The 20,339-nt window shown below is 60.0% G+C and carries 19 protein-coding genes and 3 pseudogenes; 14 read left to right on the top strand and 8 right to left on the bottom strand.

The genetic code is table 11. The features are described from left to right. Positions 1-644 precede the first annotated feature (644 nt). The 3 genes from AC3WLX_RS35930 to AC3WLX_RS35920 all read right to left on the bottom strand — a co-directional run bounded on the left by AC3WLX_RS35930 (position 645) and on the right by AC3WLX_RS35920 (position 3,240). Positions 645-962 (bottom strand): c-type cytochrome, encoded by a 318-nt coding sequence (locus AC3WLX_RS35930; RefSeq protein WP_291617980.1) that lies wholly within the window; start codon positions 960-962, stop codon positions 645-647. 245 nt (positions 963-1,207) lie between these two features. Then, positions 1,208-1,600: a hypothetical protein gene (locus AC3WLX_RS35925; protein WP_492339312.1), complete on the bottom strand. Its 393-nt coding sequence runs from the start codon at positions 1,598-1,600 to the stop codon at positions 1,208-1,210. 248 nt (positions 1,601-1,848) lie between these two features. After that, a complete protein-coding gene (locus tag AC3WLX_RS35920) occupies positions 1,849-3,240 on the bottom strand; it encodes a TolC family outer membrane protein (protein WP_492339318.1) in 1,392 nt (463 codons plus the stop codon). 164 nt (positions 3,241-3,404) lie between these two features. On the opposite strand from AC3WLX_RS35920, the gene AC3WLX_RS35915 reads away from it, so the two are divergent. The 11 genes and pseudogenes from AC3WLX_RS35915 (at position 3,405) to flgF (ending at position 13,108) form a co-directional block, all read left to right on the top strand. Then, positions 3,405-3,638, top strand: a complete 234-nt coding sequence (locus AC3WLX_RS35915; protein ID WP_492339311.1) for a hypothetical protein — start codon at positions 3,405-3,407, stop codon at positions 3,636-3,638. A gap of 401 nt (positions 3,639-4,039) precedes the next feature. After that, positions 4,040-4,594 carry a hypothetical protein gene (locus AC3WLX_RS35910; protein WP_492339310.1) on the top strand — a complete coding sequence of 185 codons (555 nt, stop codon included), beginning with the start codon at positions 4,040-4,042 and terminating at the stop codon, positions 4,592-4,594. Between the two features lie 297 nt (positions 4,595-4,891). Beyond that, positions 4,892-5,158 (top strand): transposase, encoded by a 267-nt coding sequence (locus tag AC3WLX_RS35905; protein WP_492339309.1) that lies wholly within the window; start codon positions 4,892-4,894, stop codon positions 5,156-5,158. 130 nt (positions 5,159-5,288) lie between these two features. Next, the gene (gene tnpB / locus AC3WLX_RS35900) at positions 5,289-5,636 is read left to right on the top strand and encodes an IS66 family insertion sequence element accessory protein TnpB (RefSeq protein WP_492339308.1); all 348 of its coding nucleotides are present in this window, start codon (positions 5,289-5,291) and stop codon (positions 5,634-5,636) included. 39 nt (positions 5,637-5,675) lie between these two features. Continuing rightward, positions 5,676-7,226: pseudogene (gene tnpC / locus AC3WLX_RS35895) on the top strand (IS66 family transposase); the annotation flags it as partial. A 113-nt stretch (positions 7,227-7,339) separates the two neighbouring features. Further along, positions 7,340-8,581, top strand: a complete 1,242-nt coding sequence (locus AC3WLX_RS35890) for a tyrosine-type recombinase/integrase (protein ID WP_492339307.1) — start codon at positions 7,340-7,342, stop codon at positions 8,579-8,581. After that, the gene (locus tag AC3WLX_RS35885) at positions 8,578-9,504 is read left to right on the top strand and encodes a tyrosine-type recombinase/integrase (protein WP_492339306.1); all 927 of its coding nucleotides are present in this window, start codon (positions 8,578-8,580) and stop codon (positions 9,502-9,504) included. The genes AC3WLX_RS35890 and AC3WLX_RS35885 overlap by 4 nt, the downstream gene beginning before the upstream one ends. Continuing rightward, on the top strand, positions 9,501-10,502 hold the full coding sequence (locus AC3WLX_RS35880) for a tyrosine-type recombinase/integrase (RefSeq protein ID WP_492339305.1): 1,002 nt from the start codon (positions 9,501-9,503) through the stop codon (positions 10,500-10,502). Before AC3WLX_RS35885 ends, AC3WLX_RS35880 begins: the two co-directional genes overlap by 4 nt. Before the next feature lie 113 nt (positions 10,503-10,615). Then, positions 10,616-10,723 (top strand): annotated as a pseudogene (locus AC3WLX_RS35875) (transposase domain-containing protein); the annotation flags it as partial. Between the two features lie 229 nt (positions 10,724-10,952). Then, a complete protein-coding gene (locus AC3WLX_RS35870; protein WP_492339304.1) occupies positions 10,953-12,131 on the top strand; it encodes a putative sulfate/molybdate transporter in 1,179 nt (392 codons plus the stop codon). 236 nt (positions 12,132-12,367) lie between these two features. Then, positions 12,368-13,108: a flagellar basal-body rod protein FlgF gene (flgF, locus tag AC3WLX_RS35865; protein WP_492339303.1), complete on the top strand. Its 741-nt coding sequence runs from the start codon at positions 12,368-12,370 to the stop codon at positions 13,106-13,108. A gap of 234 nt (positions 13,109-13,342) precedes the next feature. Here the strand turns inward: flgF and AC3WLX_RS35860 are convergent, their stop codons facing one another. Beyond that, positions 13,343-13,621: an NrsF family protein gene (locus tag AC3WLX_RS35860; RefSeq protein ID WP_492339302.1), complete on the bottom strand. Its 279-nt coding sequence runs from the start codon at positions 13,619-13,621 to the stop codon at positions 13,343-13,345. Between the two features lie 15 nt (positions 13,622-13,636). After that, positions 13,637-13,903 carry a hypothetical protein gene (locus AC3WLX_RS35855; protein WP_492339301.1) on the bottom strand — a complete coding sequence of 89 codons (267 nt, stop codon included), beginning with the start codon at positions 13,901-13,903 and terminating at the stop codon, positions 13,637-13,639. Positions 13,904-14,795: 892 nt separating this feature from the next. Between AC3WLX_RS35855 and AC3WLX_RS35850 the strand changes: the two are divergent. Both AC3WLX_RS35850 and AC3WLX_RS35845 read left to right on the top strand, forming a co-directional pair. Next, positions 14,796-15,637, top strand: a pseudogene (locus AC3WLX_RS35850) (metal-dependent phosphohydrolase). 1,187 nt (positions 15,638-16,824) lie between these two features. Then, positions 16,825-17,448, top strand: a complete 624-nt coding sequence (locus tag AC3WLX_RS35845) for a type II restriction enzyme NmeDI-related protein (protein ID WP_492339300.1) — start codon at positions 16,825-16,827, stop codon at positions 17,446-17,448. A gap of 505 nt (positions 17,449-17,953) precedes the next feature. Here the strand turns inward: AC3WLX_RS35845 and AC3WLX_RS35840 are convergent. Further along, entirely contained in the window at positions 17,954-18,214 is a 261-nt protein-coding gene (locus tag AC3WLX_RS35840; RefSeq protein WP_492339299.1) for a hypothetical protein, read from the bottom strand. Between the two features lie 187 nt (positions 18,215-18,401). Here AC3WLX_RS35840 and AC3WLX_RS35835 point away from each other — a divergent pair, with 187 nt between their 5' ends. Then, positions 18,402-18,857: a cyclic nucleotide-binding domain-containing protein gene (locus AC3WLX_RS35835; protein WP_492339298.1), complete on the top strand. Its 456-nt coding sequence runs from the start codon at positions 18,402-18,404 to the stop codon at positions 18,855-18,857. A 269-nt stretch (positions 18,858-19,126) separates the two neighbouring features. Here AC3WLX_RS35835 and AC3WLX_RS35830 read toward each other — a convergent pair whose 3' ends face one another. Further along, positions 19,127-19,762 (bottom strand): hypothetical protein, encoded by a 636-nt coding sequence (locus AC3WLX_RS35830; protein WP_492339297.1) that lies wholly within the window; start codon positions 19,760-19,762, stop codon positions 19,127-19,129. 10 nt (positions 19,763-19,772) lie between these two features. Next, positions 19,773-19,898 carry a hypothetical protein gene (locus AC3WLX_RS35825; RefSeq protein WP_492339296.1) on the bottom strand — a complete coding sequence of 42 codons (126 nt, stop codon included), beginning with the start codon at positions 19,896-19,898 and terminating at the stop codon, positions 19,773-19,775. Positions 19,899-20,339 lie beyond the last annotated feature (441 nt).

The raw sequence follows: 20,339 nt of genomic DNA, 5'->3' as shown, positions 1-20,339 counted from the left end.
CTGAACCCGCCCTCTTGCATAGATGTGCCCGCTGGGGAGGCGAATTTATTGCGGTCACAACGGATACTATTATTGCAGACATTGCGATTGCAAGCCGCGCCGTGTGAAGGCCTCCGTTATTAGGCTGCATGCTTCGTCATATAATACCTTATTCGATCCCATGGGACCGATTTTTGAGCTAGGTCGATTCTCGCGCTTCTTTGAACGTAAAGACTGTTATTGCTGTAATCGATCATGAAAATGTGTCGCGAGACTTAACCCGCCTCTTGCGGGATGGTCATTCGGCTTGAAGAATTGGGTCCACGCGTCGTAGCAAGCTGGTCGTAAATCCGCTGCAAGATCTGAATGGCCGGCGTCGAAAGCCTTGCGCCCGGTTTCATCGAGATCAATGCAGATGCCTTCGTTAGCCAGAGAGAGGCGAAGTCTCTGCCCAGATCACCGCGTCCACCATGTGCTAATTACGAGTTGCCTGACCATCAGCCCCGCATGAGCTGAAGCTTCAGGCCCAGCGCGTTCCGGATTTCGATCTCGGCATCGGTTTCACCGACCTCCGGCGAGATGCGCGCCCGCGCTACGCTTTTTGGCGGCCACGGTACGGGAAGGATCGCAGACCTACTTTCCTGTGCCCTTCATCCGACCAACTGCTACATACGGTGGGGCCTGAACGTGATGCCGTTTGCGACTTGAACTTCTCGAATGTACTGCACGATGGCAGCCAATTCCCCCTCGCTGACCTGGGGCTGTGGCGGCATATTGCCAAAGTGCCAATGATGTTGCCGGACGCCGAATTTGGCCGCGGCAAAGAACGCCGCATCTGCATGGTGCCCCGGATTGTAGAAGTCGTGGATCAGCGGCGGACCCTTCTCGGTCCCCGCCCCTCTTTCGCCGTGACAAGTTGCGCAATTGGCCTCGAAAAGGGTCTTACCTTGCGATGCGCGAGCCGAGAGCGTGGGCTCGTCCACCTCCCTCCTCGTTCCCCTTTCGGGGCCGGTTGACCCGAACCAGAGCAAAGCTGCCGCCCCGACAGCCAGTCCAGCGCCAATCGAGAACTTCAGGTAAGGGGAGGCTGCAGCTCGCATGTTAGGCTTTTCAACACGTTAAGTCGGACTTCGTACCCTTCCAGAAAGATCAATCGTTTGATCTCCATCAAAGAAGCGAGGCAATAAAGGCGACCCAATCTCGCCTTGAACTCAGGCAGGCCGTTCGCCTACGAACGATCGCCGAGGGCCGCGGCCGCCACGTGTCGTTTCACGAACGAGTGAATGTGCTCGCCGATCGCATAGGAAATCGCTTTGAGCTTGTGTTCGGTTACGGCAGAGCTGTCGCCGACATGGATAAGGCCGCTGTTAAGGAACGTCCTGAACACGCCTCGTCGATGCAGGATCGACTTGAGATCGACGAGATCGGCAATTCTCTTGCACGGTTCGCCGTGGAAGGTCAATCGTACGAGCGCGTCACCAATCCGCACGACGGTTCCCGAGGGCAGATCGTACAGGGCATCGAAGTCTAGAACGACATTCTCCCGGAGATTGCGTCCTTCAGCCCGCGGGCGGCTGTCATCGAGTGGGATGTCAGCAGCACCTGCCGGAACGGAGCGCATGCGACGTTCCCTCCAATTCCGTCGCCGCTGAAGGTAACACAGCCGACGTCGCTCATCGGCAAGCCATGGCCGTTCTCGATGAACAGACGTGTGACGCTCATTCACCTTGCCCTGAGGTCCTGCGACTGGAGGGCCGAGAATAAGGTCGAAACGGGCGCTTTTGCGGCTTGCGATTAGCGACAACTTAACGCAGCGAAGGTGACGGCCCCTAACTGTCTGCAACTCGCCGAGCATGGCTCGTCACCTGGTCAACGCCCATCTGGCGTTCGTATCCCGGCCCAGGAATCCCGCACCTGGTGATAGTGTAGCGATGGATCGTAACTCTCAGTCGGCAGGTTCAGGACCTGAGGGGCCAATCTCCCCACTGCCGCCAGCAGCGCATAGGAGGAGACGACGCGATTGCGTTGGGCGGTGACGAGGGCAACCCGGGCGTTCTGCAGCTCCTGTTGAATTGCCAGTAGTTCGAACGTGCCGCGCTGCCCCGCTCGATATTCTTGCAGGACGCCCCGGAACGCGAGCTCGGCCGCCTGCACCTGAGCCTCGGCCGAGTCGACTTGGGCCTTCGCTGCGTTTGTTGCGCTCCAGGACTGAACCGCAGTGGCTCGCGCTAGCTTGCGCACCGCTTCAAGCGTCAGCCGCTTCTGACCGGACGCCTCCTTGGACTGGCGAATTCTGACATATTCGCTACCTCCTTGATAGATCGGAACGACAACTCGGCTTACGATCGACGCATCCAGGCTTTGGGCCGGAAATGTCAGGTTCTGGTCCGGCATCACGTCCCACCGGCGCTTGAGGCTGGCTTCCAGCGTCACCATTGGATAGAGCGCGCCTTCTGCGATTTTCGTTTGCAACAATGCGACGTCCACGCCGTAAGCCGCTGCGGTGACGGCAGGATGCTCGCTACGGGCGAGGCTAATGGCTCGATCGAGAGTCGATGGGGTAAACCGATCGACCGGGGAGCCCGCGACGAGCTTTCCGGGCTCGCTGCCGATCACCCGTTCGAACGTGGCACGGGAGGTATTGTAAGCTGCCTGCGCAGTTGCGACCTCGGTTCGCGCCGCCGCCAGGCGGGATTGCACCTGTGCGATGTCGGTCGCGGTCACCTCGCCAATGGCCTGCCGATTCCGCGTCACGTCGAGCTGCTGGCGCAGCAAGTCAAGGTTGCGCCTTTGCAGCTCCAGGATGGCGGCATCCCGTAGCACGTCCATGTAGGCAGTTGCCGCATCCAGCAGGACCGTCTGCTCCATCCGGAGCGCTTCTCGCCCTGCGAGAACCTGGTTCTCCGCCGCTCGTACGCGGTTGGAAGTCTGGAATCCGTTGAACACCGACTGCGTGCCTGAAAGGCCGATGCTGCGAGGCGCGGTGGTTGACGTCTGCCGCTGATCGTCCGCCCCTTTTTCATCCAGATACCGCTTGCCGAGGTCTGCCGTCATCTCGAGACGAGGGCGGTAGCCCGATAGAGCCTGAGGAACCTCCTCATCTGTGACACGGAGGCCGGCCCGCTCGGCGTTGAGCGTCTCGTTATTGCGATAAGCCTGGGCCAGAGCCTGCTCCAGCGTCTGGGCCGAACCTCCACTTGGACAGGCGAGCAAGACCAGAATCGATCCAGCTGCCAAAATGGATTGATAAGAGAAGCCCATGGTCATCGAACGCCCCTCGCGGCAGCCAAGCGACCGTAGAACTTTTGTTCAACCCTACGCCCGCATAGGTGAAATACTCTGCCAATTTCGATCAGTTCCTTGAAGTCCGTAACTCTAGTTGATAGCAAAGTCTACTGGGCGGGGATCAGCGAACTGCAAACCAGATGAAGAACACATGGTTCGTTTCCTTCGACAAGCCAACTTCAGGCAGGAATGGTGGATATCGGCGGGTGACCCAGTCGTTCCAAAGCGAAAGCGAAGCAAGAAGCTTTGCGTCCGAACTCATGTTGCGCGGCGTTCGGCTCACTGCGGGCACGATCAATCCAGCGCAACCAAAGCGGGTTATTGCTTCTGAGCGGGATCTTGCTGCATGGCTTGCCAAGCAGGGGTCGCGGTGATCTTTTTGAGTCGCTAGAATATGCTAACCGAGGCCGGGCCGAGCACCGCCTCCGCTTCTGCTTGCTTGGTTCGACGAGGTGACCTTCGGCGGTCGAACCGGTAGCGCGCCAACGGCATTCCGATTGGTCAACACGAAAAACCGTCGCCGCAAAATCGGACACGGAGATTTCGTCGAGAGTTACCATGTCTTCGCCAGGAAAGGGCTCCGGCAGCAGAGGTACGGCCGACTTGATTGCGCGCATCGTGGTCTCTTGAAGCACCGTGCCCTATTGCTCTTGAAGAGCGCCACCGAAAATGGTTGGAGTTGAAGCCGGTAGCGCGACCATGGGCGAAACGCTATCGGCAGGTCAGGCCGGCTCGCCGGGCATTAAGGAGACGATCTTCAAAACCGGAGCATCGTATGGCATGGATCGCCGCAGCAGTCGCACTTTTCGCAGCAGGAATCGGAGTGATCCTGCTCATGACAGCGGACGGAAACTCGCTCTCGTCGTTTCTCGCCTATTCGATCCTTGTATCGGCCAGCGTAGCCGGACTGCTTGCAGCGAACAAGCCCCTGGCGCGGCTGTGGCGGGGATGGGTCGGACCATATCCTTTGCACATGATTTGCATTTGGATATGCCGGATTGGCGTAGTGAAAGACAAAAATCAAATGGTCAGCTTCCTGACCACCCTTCAGGAGGGCGCCAGGAAAGGCGAACTCGACTTCTACGGTCAGCTGATGACTGAGAACAGTCGGCCGCAACTGACAAGAATACCAAGCGCTCACTTCGACGATCACGCCATCGACACCAAAGCCGTGATGGCCGCTAAGTATAACAATGAGCAAGTCTGCACCTTTAGGCCGCGCGAGAAATCAAGCGCACTGACCAGCAGCGGCGAGTGTTATTGCAATCTTCATGTGAACAGGAAGGTCCTCAGGCTCGTAATGGGTATGTGGGACAATACGCATGATTGATGGAATGTGTCGGCTTGCCGACGTCAGCCAAATCTACGACGAACTGTAAGTGGAATTGGCTGAAAAGCTTGGGCGTGCTGCCTCAGGTTCACGGGCGATCCGCTGATTGCGCAAGGGGCCGATCATCTCGTTGTTGTGACCTCGGCAAGCCTATTCCGGCATTCGAGCGGCTTGTGCCTATCCCGCTCATTCGCTCCCTTATCGTTTGTTCGGTAAGCCTCCGGTGGAGGCCGCCTTCCCGGATCGGGTTCGAGCGTGAGATGGTTTGCTCATTAATTCGCAAGCAAATGAGCAAACGTGACAACGGTTACGGTTCTGTCCGGTCCAGAGCGGCGACGGCGGTGGACGATTGCCGAGAAGCTTCGGATCGTGAAGGAGAGTCTGGCGCCTGGGGCCAGTGTTGTCGAGGTTGCTCGGCGACATGACGTTCACCGCAATCTGGTTACGGCTTGGCGGCGGCAGGGCGCACAGGCGTCCTCGCTTGCGGGCCCGAGCCGATGCAGCGGCAGGATGGCGAAGCCCGTTTTGCGGCAGTCTCCATTGCGCCAGACCGGCAACCGTTGACGGCGCCCTCCGGAAGCTGCTGTGCGATCGAGATTGAGTTCGTGGCCGGGGCTCGGATGCGGATCACGGGCGCGGTGGACCCGGCGACGCTGAGCGCAGTCGTGGCGGCGCTGACTGATGGACGGCCACGATGATACCGTTGCCTGCCGGCGTGCGGGTATGGCTCGCGACCGGCCATACCGACATGCGGAAGGGCTTTCCGTCGCTGGCGTTGCAGGTTCAGGAGATCTTGCATCGCGACCCGCTTGCCGGCCACCTGTTTTGCTTCCGCGGTCGCCGGGGCAATCTTTTGAAGGTCATCTGGCATGACGGCCAGGGCGCCTGTCTATTCATGAAGCGCCTGGAGCGGGGGCGCTTCATCTGGCCGAGCCCGGCCGAGGGTGTGGTGATGATCTCGTCGGCGCAACTCGGTTATCTCTTGTCCGGGATCGACTGGCGGCACCCACAAGAGACGTGGCGGCCTACATCGGTCGGATGAGGCTTTGAGCTTGCGGATCGTGATGGATGTGATTCCATCATGGTCGTGACCCCATCTGAATCGCTCCCCACCGATCTTGCCGCCGCGCATGCGATGATCCTCGCGGAGCGCGCCGCTCGTCTTCAAGCGGAAGCGGTCGCGGCGAGCGCCAAAGCGGAAGCTGCCGACGCGGAGGCGGCCGAGGCCCTGATCAGTTACCTCAAGCTCGAGATCGAGAAGCTGCGTCGCCAGATTTACGGCAGCCGCTCGGAGCGCAAGGCTCGGCTCCTTGAGCAGATGGAGCTTCAGCTTGAAGAGCTGGAGGCAACCGCAACCGAGAACGAACTGGCGGCCGAGCAAGCGGCGGCTCAGACACAAACCGTCAAATCCTTCCAGCGCACGCGGCCGTCGCGCAAACCGTTCCCCGATCATCCGCCGCGCGAGCGGGTCGTGGTTGCCGCACCGAAGAGCTGTCCCTGCTGCGGCTCGAACAAGCTGTCAAAGCTGGGCGAGGACATCACCGAGACGCTGGAGGTCGTTCCCCGGCAGTGGAACGTGATCCAGACGGTGCGCGAGAAGTTCTCGTGCCGGGCCTGCGAGACGATCACCCAGCCACCGGCGCCCTTCCACGTGACGCCGCGCGGCTTCGCCGGGGCCAACCTCCTGGCCATGATCCTGTTTGAGAAGTTCGGCCAACATCAGCCTTTGAACCGGCAGAGCGAGCGCTATGCCCGGGAGGGCATCGATCTGAGCCTGTCGACACTGGCCGACCAGGTCGGCGCCTGCGCGGCTGCCCTGCAGCCGCTTTATCGGCTGATCGAGCGTCACGTCCTCTCCGCCGGGCGACTGCATGGCGATGACATCACGGTGCCGATCCTGGCCAAGGGCCAGACGGTCAAGGGACATGTCTGGACCTACGTTCGCGATGATCGGCCGTTTGGCGGACGGGCGCCACCGGCCGCGCTCTATTACGCCTCGCGCGACCGACGGCAGGAGCATCCCACACGGCATCTCCAAAGCTTCTCCGGCATCCTGCAGGCCGACGCCTATAGCGGCTACAACGAGCTGTATGACGCCTCGCGCGCGCAGGGACCGATCACGTCCGCACTCTGTTGGGCCCATGCCAGGCGACAGTTCTTCGAGCTGGTGGACATCGCGGCCAATGCAAGGCGCGACAGGAATGCCGCAGCGATCTCGCCGATTGCCATGGAGGCGGTCAAGCGCATCGACGCGCTGTTCGATATTGAGCGCGGCATCAACGGCCAAAGCGCCGAAGAGCGTCTGCGCATGCGCAAGGAGCAAAGCGCTCCGCCTTTGAAGGCATTGGAAGCATGGCTGCGCGAGCAGCGTGCCCGGCTGTCGAACTCGTCTGCAGTTGCCAAGCCAATCGACTACATGCTGCGCCGCTGGGACCGGTTTGCTCGCTTTATCGATGACGGGCGGATCTGCCTGACAAACAATGCGGCAGAGCGCGCGCTGCGCGGCTTTGCCATCGGCCGCAAGTCATGGCTCTTCGCCGGCTCCGAACGTGGTGCCGACCGCGCCGCCACCATGGCGACGCTCATCGTGACCGCCCTATGCCGAGCGCGGCATAGACAGGTTTATGCCGCCCGCCGAACTATGCCGAGTCGGGTCGTTTTCCCCAGATTTCTCGCTGACCGGCGTTTGGTCGGTTCGGCATAGTTCGTTCTGTTCCTCCGCTTTCAACAGCGGAGAACAGGAAGATGGAAGCTGAAGAGTACTTGGGCAGGAGCCGGCTGTACCGGCGTCTCAGAAGCGGGCCGCACGGACAGCTCGTCGAGCGCTACGCCGCTCGTCTCGTCGAAGAGAGGCTCGTTCGGCACGGCGCGTGGCGTTGCTTCAACGTAGTTGGCGGGCTCCTGAGTTGGATCGCAGGCCGTCGCTATAAGCTGGTCGATCTCGATCAGCAGGTCGTTGAGCGGTACCTCCGACATCGAGGCGGGAGGCAGTCTATCCAACCCGGTGACCGGGCCGCGCTCAAGCGATGGCTGTCGGTGCTGCGCGAGGAAGGCGCGATCGCGCCGTCGGTGCTACCGCCTCTCACCCCGCACGAACGGATCTTCAAGGAGTTCGATGCCTACCTGCGATTAGAGCGCGGCTTGGCCCCGAGGTCCATCGTCCGCCATCTCCCGGTCATCCGCAGGTTCCTGCACGAGGTGTGCTCCGGCGGCGCCGCCGCCCTGTGCAAGATCAACCAAGAGGACGTGATCCGCTACATTGAGCGCCACGCCCAGGATTGGAGCCCGGGGACAGGCAAGGCGATGTGCTGGTCGTTGCGCGCCTTTCTCCGTTACCTCCACCATCGGGGGCTGAACGCGCGCCCGTTGGCGAATTGCGTTCCATCGATGCGGCGATGGAAGCTCGCAACTCTGCCGACCTATCTGCCGGCCGCTCAGGTGCGGAAGGCTCTCGACGGTTGCGACCGAAAGACGGTGATGGGACGGCGCGACTACGCCATTCTGTTGTTGCTGGCCAAGCTCGGCCTGCGGGCCGACGAGGTCGCGACGCTCACGCTCGATGATATCGACTGGCGCGCCAGCGAGATACTCGTTCGCGCCAAGGGCCGACAGCGTGCACGGATGCCCATACCGCCAGACGTTGGCGCGGCCATCGTTGCATATCTGCGCAATGGCCGCCCAAAGTCGTCGTGCCGACGGTTGTTCGTCCGCACACTCGCGCCACACGTCGGCTTTGCTTCCGGATGTGCGATCACCATGATCGCCAAGGCCGCCCTCGATCGCGTTGGAATCGAGGGTTGCGCACACCGCGGCGCCCATATCTTCCGACACAGTCTCGCTACCGAGCTTCTCCGATCTGGCGCGACCTTGTCGGAGATCGGACAGTTGCTGCGGCACGAGAACCACGACACTACCCGGATTTACGCGAAGGTCGACATCGATGCGCTGAGAACATTGAGCCTGCCCTGGCCGGGAGGCGTGCAATGACCAATCTGCGCGCCGCACTCGATAGGTACCTGAGCATGCGCAAGGGGCTGGGATACAAGTACGAGCACCAGACCCGTCGGCTCGCCGACTTCGTCGCCTTCATGAAGAAGCGCAAAGCCAGGATCATCACGACGAAGCTGGCAGTGGAATGGGCAACGCTGCCGCCCGATCGTCATGCATCCTGGGCGCTGAGATTGAGCGACGTGCGCGGGTTCGCGCGCCATGTCGCCAACTTCGATCCGAGAACGGAGGTGCCGCCCGTCGGCATGCTGCCAGGATGGAAGCGTGCCAAACCCTATCTCTACAGCGACGCGGAGATCGATGCGTTGCTGACGGCAGCGCTGGCTCTGCCGCCAGCGGACGGGCTGCGCCGATGGACCTACCATACCTTGTTCGGGCTGATCGCGGTGACGGGCATGCGTATATCCGAGGCGATGGGCCTGGAGCGTGATGACGTCGACCTCGACGCCGGCGTGCTGACGGTCCGGCTGACTAAGTTCGGCAAGTCGCGGCTCGTACCATTGCATCCCACGACGAGGACCGCGCTCCGTGACTACGCCGGCCGGCGCGATGCACTGCTCGGATCACGCTGCGGCTCGACCTTCTTCGTTGCCGAACAGGGAGGCCGCTTGCTGCACCAGTACGTTCATCGCGTCTTCTGGCGATTGTCCAGAGAGATCGGGCTGCGGCGCCCAGGTGATCGTACCGGGCCACGCGTGCACGACTTCCGTCATCGCTTCGCCATCCGGACGCTGCTCGACTGGTATCGCGAAGGCAAGGACGTCGAGCAGCAACTCCCAGTGCTCTCCACTTACCTCGGCCACGCCTGCGTGCGCGATACTTACTGGTATCTCTCGGCCTGCCCCGAGTTGATGGAAGAAGCGGCGCGGCGTCTCGATCGGCGATGGGAGGTGACGCCATGAAGCCCGCCTGCAATGTCGCCACGTTGATCGAGCGCTTCTTCACCGAGCGCCTCATGCGCCAGCGCAATGTTAGCGGCAACACGATCGCCTCCTACAGGGACACGTTCCGGCTGCTGTTCATGTTCGCACAGGTGCAGCTGCGGAAGCCCCCATCGGCCCTGACGCTCACCGATCTAGACGCAACGTTCATCGGCGCGTTCCTAACCGATCTCGAGGTAAAGCGCGGCGCCAGCGCGAAGACGCGTAACCTGCGTCTGACCGCCATCCGATCCTTCTTCAGGTTCGTGTCCTTCGAGGAACCGGCGCACAGTGCGCTGATCCAGCGCGTGCTCGCCATACCGAGCAAGCGCCACGACAAGCGACAGGTGCACTTCCTAACGCGCCCTGAGATCGAGGCGGTTCTCGCCGCGCCCGATCGAACGACGTGGCTTGGCCGCCGCGATCACACCTTGCTGCTGGTCGCGGCCCAGACGGGCTTACGCCTCTCCGAGCTGACTGGCCTTGACCGGGATGCCGTCCACCTTGGGTCTGGCGCACACGTACGATGCGTCGGTAAAGGGCGGAAGGAGCGGACCACTCCGCTGACCACACTCGCTCGGTGTGCGCTCCAGGCATGGCTCAAGGAACCGTTGCGGAAAGGAGCGACAGCGTTGTTCCCCAACGTGCACGGGGGCCGGCTCAGTGCCGACAGCGTCCAGTCGCTCCTGGGAAAGCATGTTCGTGTCGCTCATAAGAGTTGCCCGTCTTTGAAGGCCAAGAGCGTGTCACCGCACGTGCTGAGGCACAGCGCTGCGATGGAACTGCTGCAAGCCGGCGTCGACTGCTCCGTGATCGCGCTGTGGCTCGGTCATGAATCGGTCGAGACGACGCAGACGTACCTGCACGCCCACCTCGCACTCAAGGAAGCTGCCCTGGCGAAGCTCAAGCCGTACGAGCGCGGCAAGCGAACCCGCTTCCAGCCGAACGACCGCCTGCTCGCCTTTCTGGAGGCGCTCTGAACGACCAGACTATGCCGAATGGAATGGGGCTGCCGTACACGCGATCGACGGTGCCAGCGTGACAACGGCGTGTCATACCAAACCCGTTCGGCATAGTTCGGCGGGCGGCATAAACGGCGAAGCTCAATGACGTTGATCCGCAAGCCTGGCTGGCGGACGTCTTGGCCCGCATCGCTAGCACCCCGCAAGGTCGGCTCAATGAGCTGCTGCCATGGCAGTAGAAGCAGCGGGGCTTGCCGGCAGGCGCCTGAACATTGCTTGCAATCGTCCGATTGGCTTGAAGCTGACGACGAATGATCGGGATGCACGACGCCGACATTGGCGCCTCACCATGCACGCGAAGGAGCTCCCTCATTTAGCAGCTGTTTTCTGTTTTGCTGGGCCCCCAGCTCGTGCGACACTGCGATCTTCGCAACGGTTCAAGGGGCCGGCCATTTGGTCGGTTGAGAGATGCCGCCGATCGAAGCCGCTCAAGCTATTTCGCCACCCACGACTGCTGTCCGGAACCGGTTTGACCGGGCGGAGCTGGCCGGCGCGTTTGGTGATTTCGGAACGCTGATCCCCTTCGTCGTCGCCTATATCAACCTGCTCGGCTTGGACCCCTTCGGGGTTCTTCTGTCCTTTGGGGTGTCGATGGTGGTGGTCGGGGCTGTGTACAAGACACCGTTTCCGGTGCAGCCGATGAAGTCGATCGGCGCCGTTGCCACTACTCAGGCGGCCCAGACAGCGACCATCACGGCGGGCGCCGTCTATGGGGCGAGCCTGGTGACCGGGGCGATTTGGCTGGTGCTCGGTCTTACCGGTGCGGCCAAGCGCGTGGCCGATCTCGTGAGCCGACCCGTCGCTGCGGGAATCATCCTCGGCCTTGGCCTGAGCTTCATGCTCGACGGGGCCAAGTTCATGGCCGCCGGTTGGTGGCTGAGCGGCGCGGCGCTGCTTCTGACCTTGGTGCTGCTCACCAACCGAACGATGCCCGCCATGTTCCTTCTGCTGGCAGGCGGCGCAGTTGTGGCGCTGGTCCGCGACCCGACGCTCCTGACTGCGCTGGGCAAAGTGAAGATCGAGCCCCGGCTGCCGAGCTTCGCGCTGAGCTCGATGAGCTGGTCGGACCTGGCGATCGGCACGTTATTTCTCGCACTGCCGCAGGTACCGCTCACACTGGGCAACGCCATCATCGCAATCACGGATGAGAACAACCGGCTCTTCCCCCAGCGTCCAGTCTCGGAGCGCAAGGTTGCGATCTCGACCGGGCTGATGAATCTCGGTGGTGCGGCGCTCGGCGGCGTTCCGATGTGCCACGGCGCCGGCGGCATGGCCGGTCACATCGCCTTCGGCGCGCGCACCGGGGGATCGCTCATCTTGCTCGGGGGTGTGCTCCTATTCTTGGCACTGTTCTTCAGCTCCTCCGTAGCGCTCATCTTCCGCATGGTGCCGTCGGAGGTGATGGGCGTGATCTTGTTCGTGGCTGGCGCGCAGCTCGCGCTTGGCTCGTGCGATTTCAGCAAGGACAAAGGTGAGCGCTTTACGACCATGCTCACCGCCGGTCTATCGATGTGGAACATCGGAATTGCGTTCGTACTCGGGCTCGCCGTCTATCACGCATTCAAGCGGGACTGGATCCGGATCTGATCCTGCTGCCGCAGATCGCGCCGGCGTAGGGCGGTCCTCACCGAATGCTTACTTTGTTCGACGAGGCCCCTTGTGCGCCTTTACGCCCGCATCCCAGCGCGAACGACGCCACCAGGGCCCCGCACGATTGGTTGCGGCTTCATATGCGCTGGCCTTCGGCGAATGAGGGACCCGGCCAGATGCAAGCCCGTACAAGCCGACTTATAATTGGGGGCGAATCATCAGGGAGATGCGCATTGGGTGAAACAACCCTCATTTACCTCTCTCGCGTAATGGCGCTCCACCGTAAGCTCGAGACGCTTGCACAGAATGTTGCCAATGCCGAGACGACAGGTTTTCGGGCGCGCCAGCTCTCGTTCCATGAATACCTGAAGTCAGAAAAAGGCTTCGGTGATTCCGGAAAGAAGGAGCGTCCATCCTCTCTCGTCGCTCCGCATCTCCGGACGGTCAGCTATTCGCAAGGATCGCTTCAGGCAACAGGCAATCCGCTGGACGTCGGAATTGACGGTGAGGGATATCTGGTCATTCAGACTGATGCCGGTGAGCGATACACAAGGAACGGATCACTCACGGTCAATGGTGACGGTCGGCTCGCGACATTGGATGGACAGCTTGTATTGGGTAAAAACGGGCCGATTTCGGTCCCAGCGAATGAGGGGCAGATCACCATCGCATTCGACGGAACGATCAGCAGTCCCAAGGCGGTGCTCGGTCAGCTCCGTCTCGTTCGTTTTGAAAATCCGCACGCATTGCAGAGTGTCGGCAGCGGCCTCTTGATTTCTAATGAGCGGCCCAGCGACGCTGCGCCCATCAGTGCTCGGATAATCAGCGGGTGTCTGGAAAAATCAAACGTGGACATTACGCGTGAAATGGCCAATCTGTCCGAGATTGTTCGTTCCTATGAAATGGTTGCCAGACTGCTTCAGAAGTCGCAGGACGCCGATGATATAAATAAGCTAGGCAGTGTCCCGGACTGACAAAGGCGACAGCATTTCGACATCCCTGCAGGGTCTCCGCAAGAAGGGGCCGGTCGAAGGAAGTTTCAGTGCAGATGAGCCGGGGAGTGCGGAGCGAGAGAAATGGACACTTCCAAAGCGAAACACGAATGTCAAAGCTACCCTGCTTAGTGCCAACGATTTCTCAACAAGCTCGCGCCAAGGCTAGCTCCGGTGAGCGTGGATAGCATGATGATGAGAAGGTACCAGAGGATGTCAGGAGGTCGTTGCCGAGGAGCAGTGAACGGCATAGCCGAATACGCTGAGTGTACCTGAAGCATGGCCTGCGATAGCCCCTGCCCTTTTGAGATTGCCAGGCATGCTCCGCCGCATCGCCCAGAACGTCATGGCGGCAGGTACGATCTCGATAACGGGGATTGAAATGGCACACTCAACCCAGTCTCCGCTCAGAACGACCTCGGACCAATGAAAGTTTTCGCCTGCGACAATGCCGATTAACGCGATCAATGAAATCGTGAGCAATGGAGCAAGCAAGAGCAGTGTTGAGGTCTACGGGCCACCCTTTGGTTGCCCCAGCCGATAAAGAAATATCGCAGAAGGTATGCTGGCCGACATCGACAAGGTTGCCTTGAATGCAAGAGCAATCGAGGAGTAAACGTCGGGGTCGAGGCGAGCAACAGAGATGAGCATGGCTGTCTCGAAAGAAAAAGCGGACGCCAGAGCTACCGCGACCAATACGTAAAACGAGGAGACTTCGCGCTTCACCGTAGCCGAATGGAACGACTGGCCACGGGCGTCGCGGCCGGAGCGCTTCATTTGATCTTCAGTTCGTTGGAGGAGTCGGCATCTCTGTTGCATCCTTGCCTCGGGGGCCGCTGTTGATCCTCCCCCATGCCACTGGCGCCTGGATCGGGTGAGGGCTTCGGCAGTGATTAGCACGCCGAGCTTCCCCCGAGCATGATCACGGAGGTCCAAACGCTACCCAGTCATTGGTGCAGAATGACAATACTCAAGCCTGTATGTCGTTGTACTGACCTGCGACCGCACCCCCGTCTCCGCATTCCATCGCGGGCTGATCGGCCGACCTCCGTTTGCCGCTGACAAATCGGGAGGTCCCGTCTGCGTAGGACGGCCCCGACATTAGCCATTGATCAAGATCAAAGTGCTTTTGGACAGATCGCCGGCTAGACGCGCGGCGCGCTCGAGGCGCATCAAACGCGGTTGCGCGTCGAAGATCAAGTTGACGGTTCGCCTTCTCACGTCAGCGGCTCAAGCCGCTGCGTCAGCGGTGCTGGGCCGTCAATCTGGTCTGCGCGATCATGATGAGACCTCCTGGATTTGGTGAGAACAACGGCGCTCGTCCGCAGGCATTGCTTTTAGCTGCATCAACCAAGGGACGCTCGCTTTGACTTGGCGCAAGCTGAACGCTTCCGGAGCCTCTAAACTGGTTGCGAAATTCCGCTCTAATCAGGGGGGCGCATGTGCGTGCCCATCAGATTATTAACCGTCAACTCGATGACGTTTCGGAGGGAGAGTTCATCCGCCGCCGCGATCGGGACGGAGCGAAAGCGCGTACGCGGGCTCAGCTTTGTTCTTGGGCCCCGGCAATCCTCCGTCACCTCGACGGGTGAAGCGGCCAGAACCTTCGACGCCTTTCATCGGCGCCCGTAAACGAAATCGGCCGGATTGACTTAGATAGGGTGTTCAGATGATCACCATTCCAGAACTGGTAGCGCAAACGTTAGCATCGTTTCTTACCTCAGATACACGAGATCGATTTGGTTCTTCGCATGCCCGATTGGCCGAAGTGCTTCCGTTTGCAGCCAGGCTCACGTTGGAGTGCATCGGTAACAGCGACGCCCTATATCACAACATCGAGCATTCAATGCTCGTTACTCTCGCAGGACATGACATCCTGATGGGGCGAATGTTGTCGCGGCCGACAACAGCCGTCGATTATGCGAACTTCACCTTAGCGTGCCTCACTCATGATTCGGATACGTACGCGGAATCGTTCGAGGAGATAGCGAGGATTCCTTTGTCGTAGATCTAAGTGGTCGTACAATTCGTCTCCCGCGTGGGGCATCCGATGCTGCGCTCGCGCCCTACCATGTCGATCGCTCAAAGTTGTTTGTCTCAGAGCGCCTCGACGGTGTCGAGGAACTGGACGCTGCCCGAATTGCCCGCGCCATCGAATATACGCGATTCCCGTACACGGAATCTTCAAACGACGAGCTGATTGAGGAGGAAGGCATGCTATTGCGCGCTGCCGATCTCATCGGTCAGCTTGGGGATCCGAACTATCTGAAGGCAAACGCTCTGTTTTACGAATTTGAGGAGATCGGCTTAAACAAGAAGCTCGGTTACGAGACGCCCGCCGACGTAGTTTACAAGTACCCGCAGTTCTATTGGAATAACGTCGCTCCGCAAATTCAGACCGCGATACGTTATCTCAATATTACCTCCAGCGGGCGCCTATGGATAGCAAGCCTATATAGCAATGTGTTCCGAGCTGAACGCGATCCGAGCCTGTCGGGCCCACAGCGTTGATCATTTTGCTAGTGCCCTGCATTGCGGTAGCATCTCATGGTTTGGCGGCCTGCTAGGGGCGTCGGCACATCCCGCGCCTCGAGATGGGCCCCCGTGCCGAGTGAGGCCGCTCTCGAGTAGCGAGTACCCGGAATCAGGGGTGAGTGAGAAGTTGGGACCCTGCTGTTCTTGAACAGCAGCATAGGGGTCGAACGGGTGCTCTCTGAATAACTCTAGTGGCCGCAGCGGTGCAGAGGCTCATTAGGCACTCAGCGGCTTGTTGCCCCTCAACGCCTTTGGAGATATACTACTTCATGACACGGCAGTTTTGGAAGACGCCCATCCGGTCATGGGCGAATACAGATTCGATGTTGGCAAGGCGAGAGAGAAACGCTTGCACTTGCGCAACCCGGGATGCCTAGAGTGGCCGCGGATGAGCCGGGACCATGCGCTCCGATTGATAAGATTGATAAGCGCGAGTAAAGCCACGATCGCGCTCTTGGCGCCCAGATCGGCGAAACTCGCCAAGTCTATGACACCAGGCTATTTCAGCCCAGACTCAGGAAAGCATGAGCGGTGAAGGAGAGCCACATTCCCAGCTGGGCTGCCGCTCACCGAGTAAGTAAATTGCATCAGTAAAACGCGGTGACCGTCCGGTGTAGCGGGTCAACTCCACGAGTTCAAAAAGGAAGGCGTTACAACGCACGCAATTAAGGAACCGATGACGTCTATTATTGCCGATCCTCATATCTTCCGCAGCGATGATCACCTCGTTTTACCCGAACAATTTCCCGAAGGGGCGGGTCGCAGCGTAGCAGCGTGTAATCCCGTTGAGGTGCTGGTACACGCCAACAAAGAGTCTCACCTGCGGCCACGACATACGAATGTCCGTCGCGTAACTCATAGCTGCAAGAGTCAGGCCCCTTCATCTTGTCTTGGGCGTGCGCCTGGGCTACCGAAGCCAATATCAAGAACGCGAACCAGAAAACACGCATTTGTTTCTCCCAGAGTAAGACAGCTTTTGGAAGCAAGGTGCACCGGTGGACGATGGTTTGAACTTAGACTTGGCCACCGAAAATTGCCGATTGATCGCAGGAAGAAGAATAATCCGGTACGTCCAACTGGTGTTTGACTTGGATCAACAATGATTGATCCGTCGAAGCCGAACTGAACCGCTCCGGGTTGCCGGACGCCATTTGGTTTAAGTTATGCCGCCATGGCGGATTGCTCCAGCATGGAGCAGTAGCACCTACAATGGTAACACGGTGGCCGCCGGATGTCTGAATTGTCTTCCATCGTCGATCGAGAGCCTATCAGGGGTTGAGTCGATCCGCCTCATTGATATCCCTTGGATTGACCCCGACGGCACCCATGTCGCTGCGGCTTTCGAGGTTGAGCACACGACCTCGATCCTGGAGCAGCGATCTTCATGCGACCGGTGGCTTGTTTTGGTTGTCCCCTCATCTCGCGAAGAGGAGGTTCGGGCGCAGCTTCGTCGCCCTGTATTCAGCCGCGTGGCGGATCTACAGGTGCGCTTCGTGCCTTACGGCGAGTTGGAGAAAAACAAGGAAGCGATCGCGCTTCGGGGCCGGAATGAAAGGCATTCAAGCGATCGCGCGGACCCTTTGACGGTGAATATCATCTCGCGATCGGGCAGTAAGCATAGAGGTGCACCAACAGACCACCGGCTGCGCACCTGGGCTGGGGTCGGGTGCGCCGACAAATCCCACGCTGTCCTGCGAAACTTAGAAGAAGCGGTGGTCCCGCCGCTAAGCGTGCGGGACCTATTACTTAGCGGGTCTCCAGCCAGCAATCTGGCAGGTATTGTTTAGCCCCGCCGCTCGGAGCAAACAACTTCGACTTGATCTGACGGTTAATTTCGGCGCTGGCCGAGTCCTCGAAGTGGCCGGCTGCTACGAGCTCTGTTACGCTGCCTGCTGTTTGAACGAAGCAGGTGGTTGAGGATGCTGGTCGTGGAGACGATTGCACAGATACGGCGGGAGCACTTCATCAAGGGTAGAGATCGCCCGCGACAGGTATCCCGGAACACGGGCCGGAAGGTGCTCAGCTCGGTTGAGAGCGCGTTGGAGCAGAGCGGGCGCGGCGCCGTGGCGAAGGCCAGAACTCGAGTTTCATAGAATCGTGCACGAAATTGTTCCCGATCTCGGCGCGTCGATCGGCTACTCGAACGTTTGCTCTTGGAGCCTCATTGAGCTCGACTACCTTCGAAAGGAGAGCCGTCAAAAGGGAGCACGCTAACAGCATTGCCGAGAAAGCTCAGTCGATCGCGGCTTCATTGTATGACCCCGCGCATTCAGCGCTCCCGCTCTTGCACTGTCACATGTGCGCCCCGTTGGCTCTGGAGAGGTCCGTCCTTGGTGCGAACGGATTGTTCATGGCGGTCGCGGACAGGTACAATGACTGTCGCTCGCAGAAACGAATGCCCTTTGCGAGATGCTGAGCAATGCGCTCCTCGGCGAAAGCCATAATGTTCTGGCGAGCGGTCTCATCGTTCGGCAGACCGCGTTCGACAAGCTTTGAACGCGAGGTACTCTTTCCGCTCATCGGCACAGAGCCGCGCTTCGCGGTCGGATCCATCCTTTTGGGCTTCGGTGGGCCACCACGTAGTATTTCCGACGGATGCGGTCCGGAAACGCAACTTAGCTGACCTCCGGGGATGAAGGCTTGTTGGGGACTGTTGCTAAGGACTCGTCGTCCCCCTTGTCTCGGGCGGAAGCGGCCCCGCGCGACCTTGCCGCTCCAGGCTGAAATCCTCGCTTGCGTCATGCCGGGCGAAGGTCAGCCGGCCAAATACGTCTATCGAGTTGTCGGCGGAGCGGTACGGACATCGAAAATCCTGACCAATGGCCGCCGCCAGATTTGCCAGTTCTATCTACCCGGCGACTATTTCGGCTTCGAAGCTCACAACGACCAGACCACCTCCGCTTTCGCGGTCGGCGACACCCAAGTCGTCGTAACCAATCGCCACATGATCGCGAAGCTGGCCTGCGGCCGGCCCGACGTGACGCAGCAGCTCATGAACATCGCGAGCGAGCAGACCAAGCAGTGCCAGGAACAGATCCTGCTCCTGACGAAGACCGCCGGTCCGCGAAACCGTTTCTATCATCAGGCCAAGGTGATCGACGGAGGAGCGCATGGCTTGGTTCTTGCTCCAGCTCAGCAAGCGTTTGAAGTCCGGCAACCTCGTCATCCTGCCGATGCCTCGTCAGGACATCGCTGAAACAACTCGCCAGGGCGGGCTGAATAAAGCCGCTAAGCCCGCGTCGTCTCCAACTCGTCGATCCTCATGCGCTTGCGCGCCTGGTTTCCTGACACGGCTCGCCCGCTCCAATGGTAGCAAGCGCGAGAACCATCCCGAACCGACCGGGGTGTTTCATGCCTGACAGAAAGCACGGGCCGTGTCGCGGCGCGCAGAGGCAACATCGCGTCAATCGGACATCAAGACCCAGCAAGGCGGATGTCCGAGGACGGCGTAGGTCGCCCCACCCATCACGAACTCGCGAAGTGGGGAATGGCGTAGGCGCCCATCACCAGAAGATCGGTTTGGTGCGACTTGACGTACGCTTTGAACGCGTCACCCTCGGAAGTAGCCGTTAGCAATTCGAAGCTGGTCTCAATGCCATGGATCGCCAAGTGCTCCGCAAGTCCTTCCCCGGAAGATGACGCGAGCTTGTTGTCCTCGCTCATCGTGAAGATGCGAATGGTCCTCGCGAGCTTCAGGAATGGGAGAGCATCAGCGACCGCGCGCGCGGCCTGTGCACGGTGGTCCCAGGCAATCGAAACGTGGTCAAAACTATCCGACAACTCGCCACTCAATCGCTCATCGAAGATGAGGGCCGGTCGACCGGACTTGAAGATGAAACTCTTGGCGAGTGCCTGCTGTTGGCCGTTATGGGCCTTGATGGGAAGGAGAGTAAGATCCTTGACGCGAGCGAGATGCACCAGTTGCGCCTCGGCATCCTCGGCGGTTGCCCGTATCAACGACAAATCGAATGCGAGATCGGAGTCTTGCGCCGCAGACCCGAAAGTTTGCAAAGCTCGTTCCGCATTCTGATTTTCGTGTGACGACGAGGTCTCCCGAGCATCAAGTGCAAACGCATCCGCGAACGGCCTGGCGGCCGGCAAACCATCCGACTCAAAAAACGACTGCAGTTACCCGCGCCTTCAGGTAGGCACCGATGACCGCACACTTTTCGGTGACTTCAGTCGTTGTGGCGTTGAGATAGCTCAGGAGCGGCAGCAGGACGTCTTTTATGGACATTTGGGTTCTCCCGTCGGGAACACCTTGTCAGGCAAACCGCGAGCTGATCTTGATCCGGAGCAGATTCGATGCCGGGCCTTGCCTCGAAAGAGACGCCCGCGTTGGCCGCTGCAGAGGTCGGATTGGGACGGAGCGACGGCCCGGACGTCGCCAGAGAAAGTGCCGGTCACCCTGCTCGAGGGCGAGCCGACATCGTTCGAGCGCAGAGCCTGTCGTACGCGAGGCTGAGCAACCATAAACCAGGCTTTGCTTTCGCCCACGACGGGGGCCGGAACTCCAATCTCGGCAGGCATGCCGTTTCTGACCTCCGGTGTTCCGTTCGCGTATTGCCGTCTCAGCCGCGAAGACGCTGTGTTGCGCAAGCTGTCGCGCGCCATGGAAAACTGCCCCCTCAGCGTCACAAGGGATTGCCCCCTCCTTGGATAGCTGAGGAGAGAGTGA

It is taken from the genome of Bradyrhizobium sp. FW305-F6 (assembly GCF_058782905.1).
Note: the sequence above shows the minus strand (reverse complement) of the source record. Positions and strands in the feature narration are given on the sequence as shown.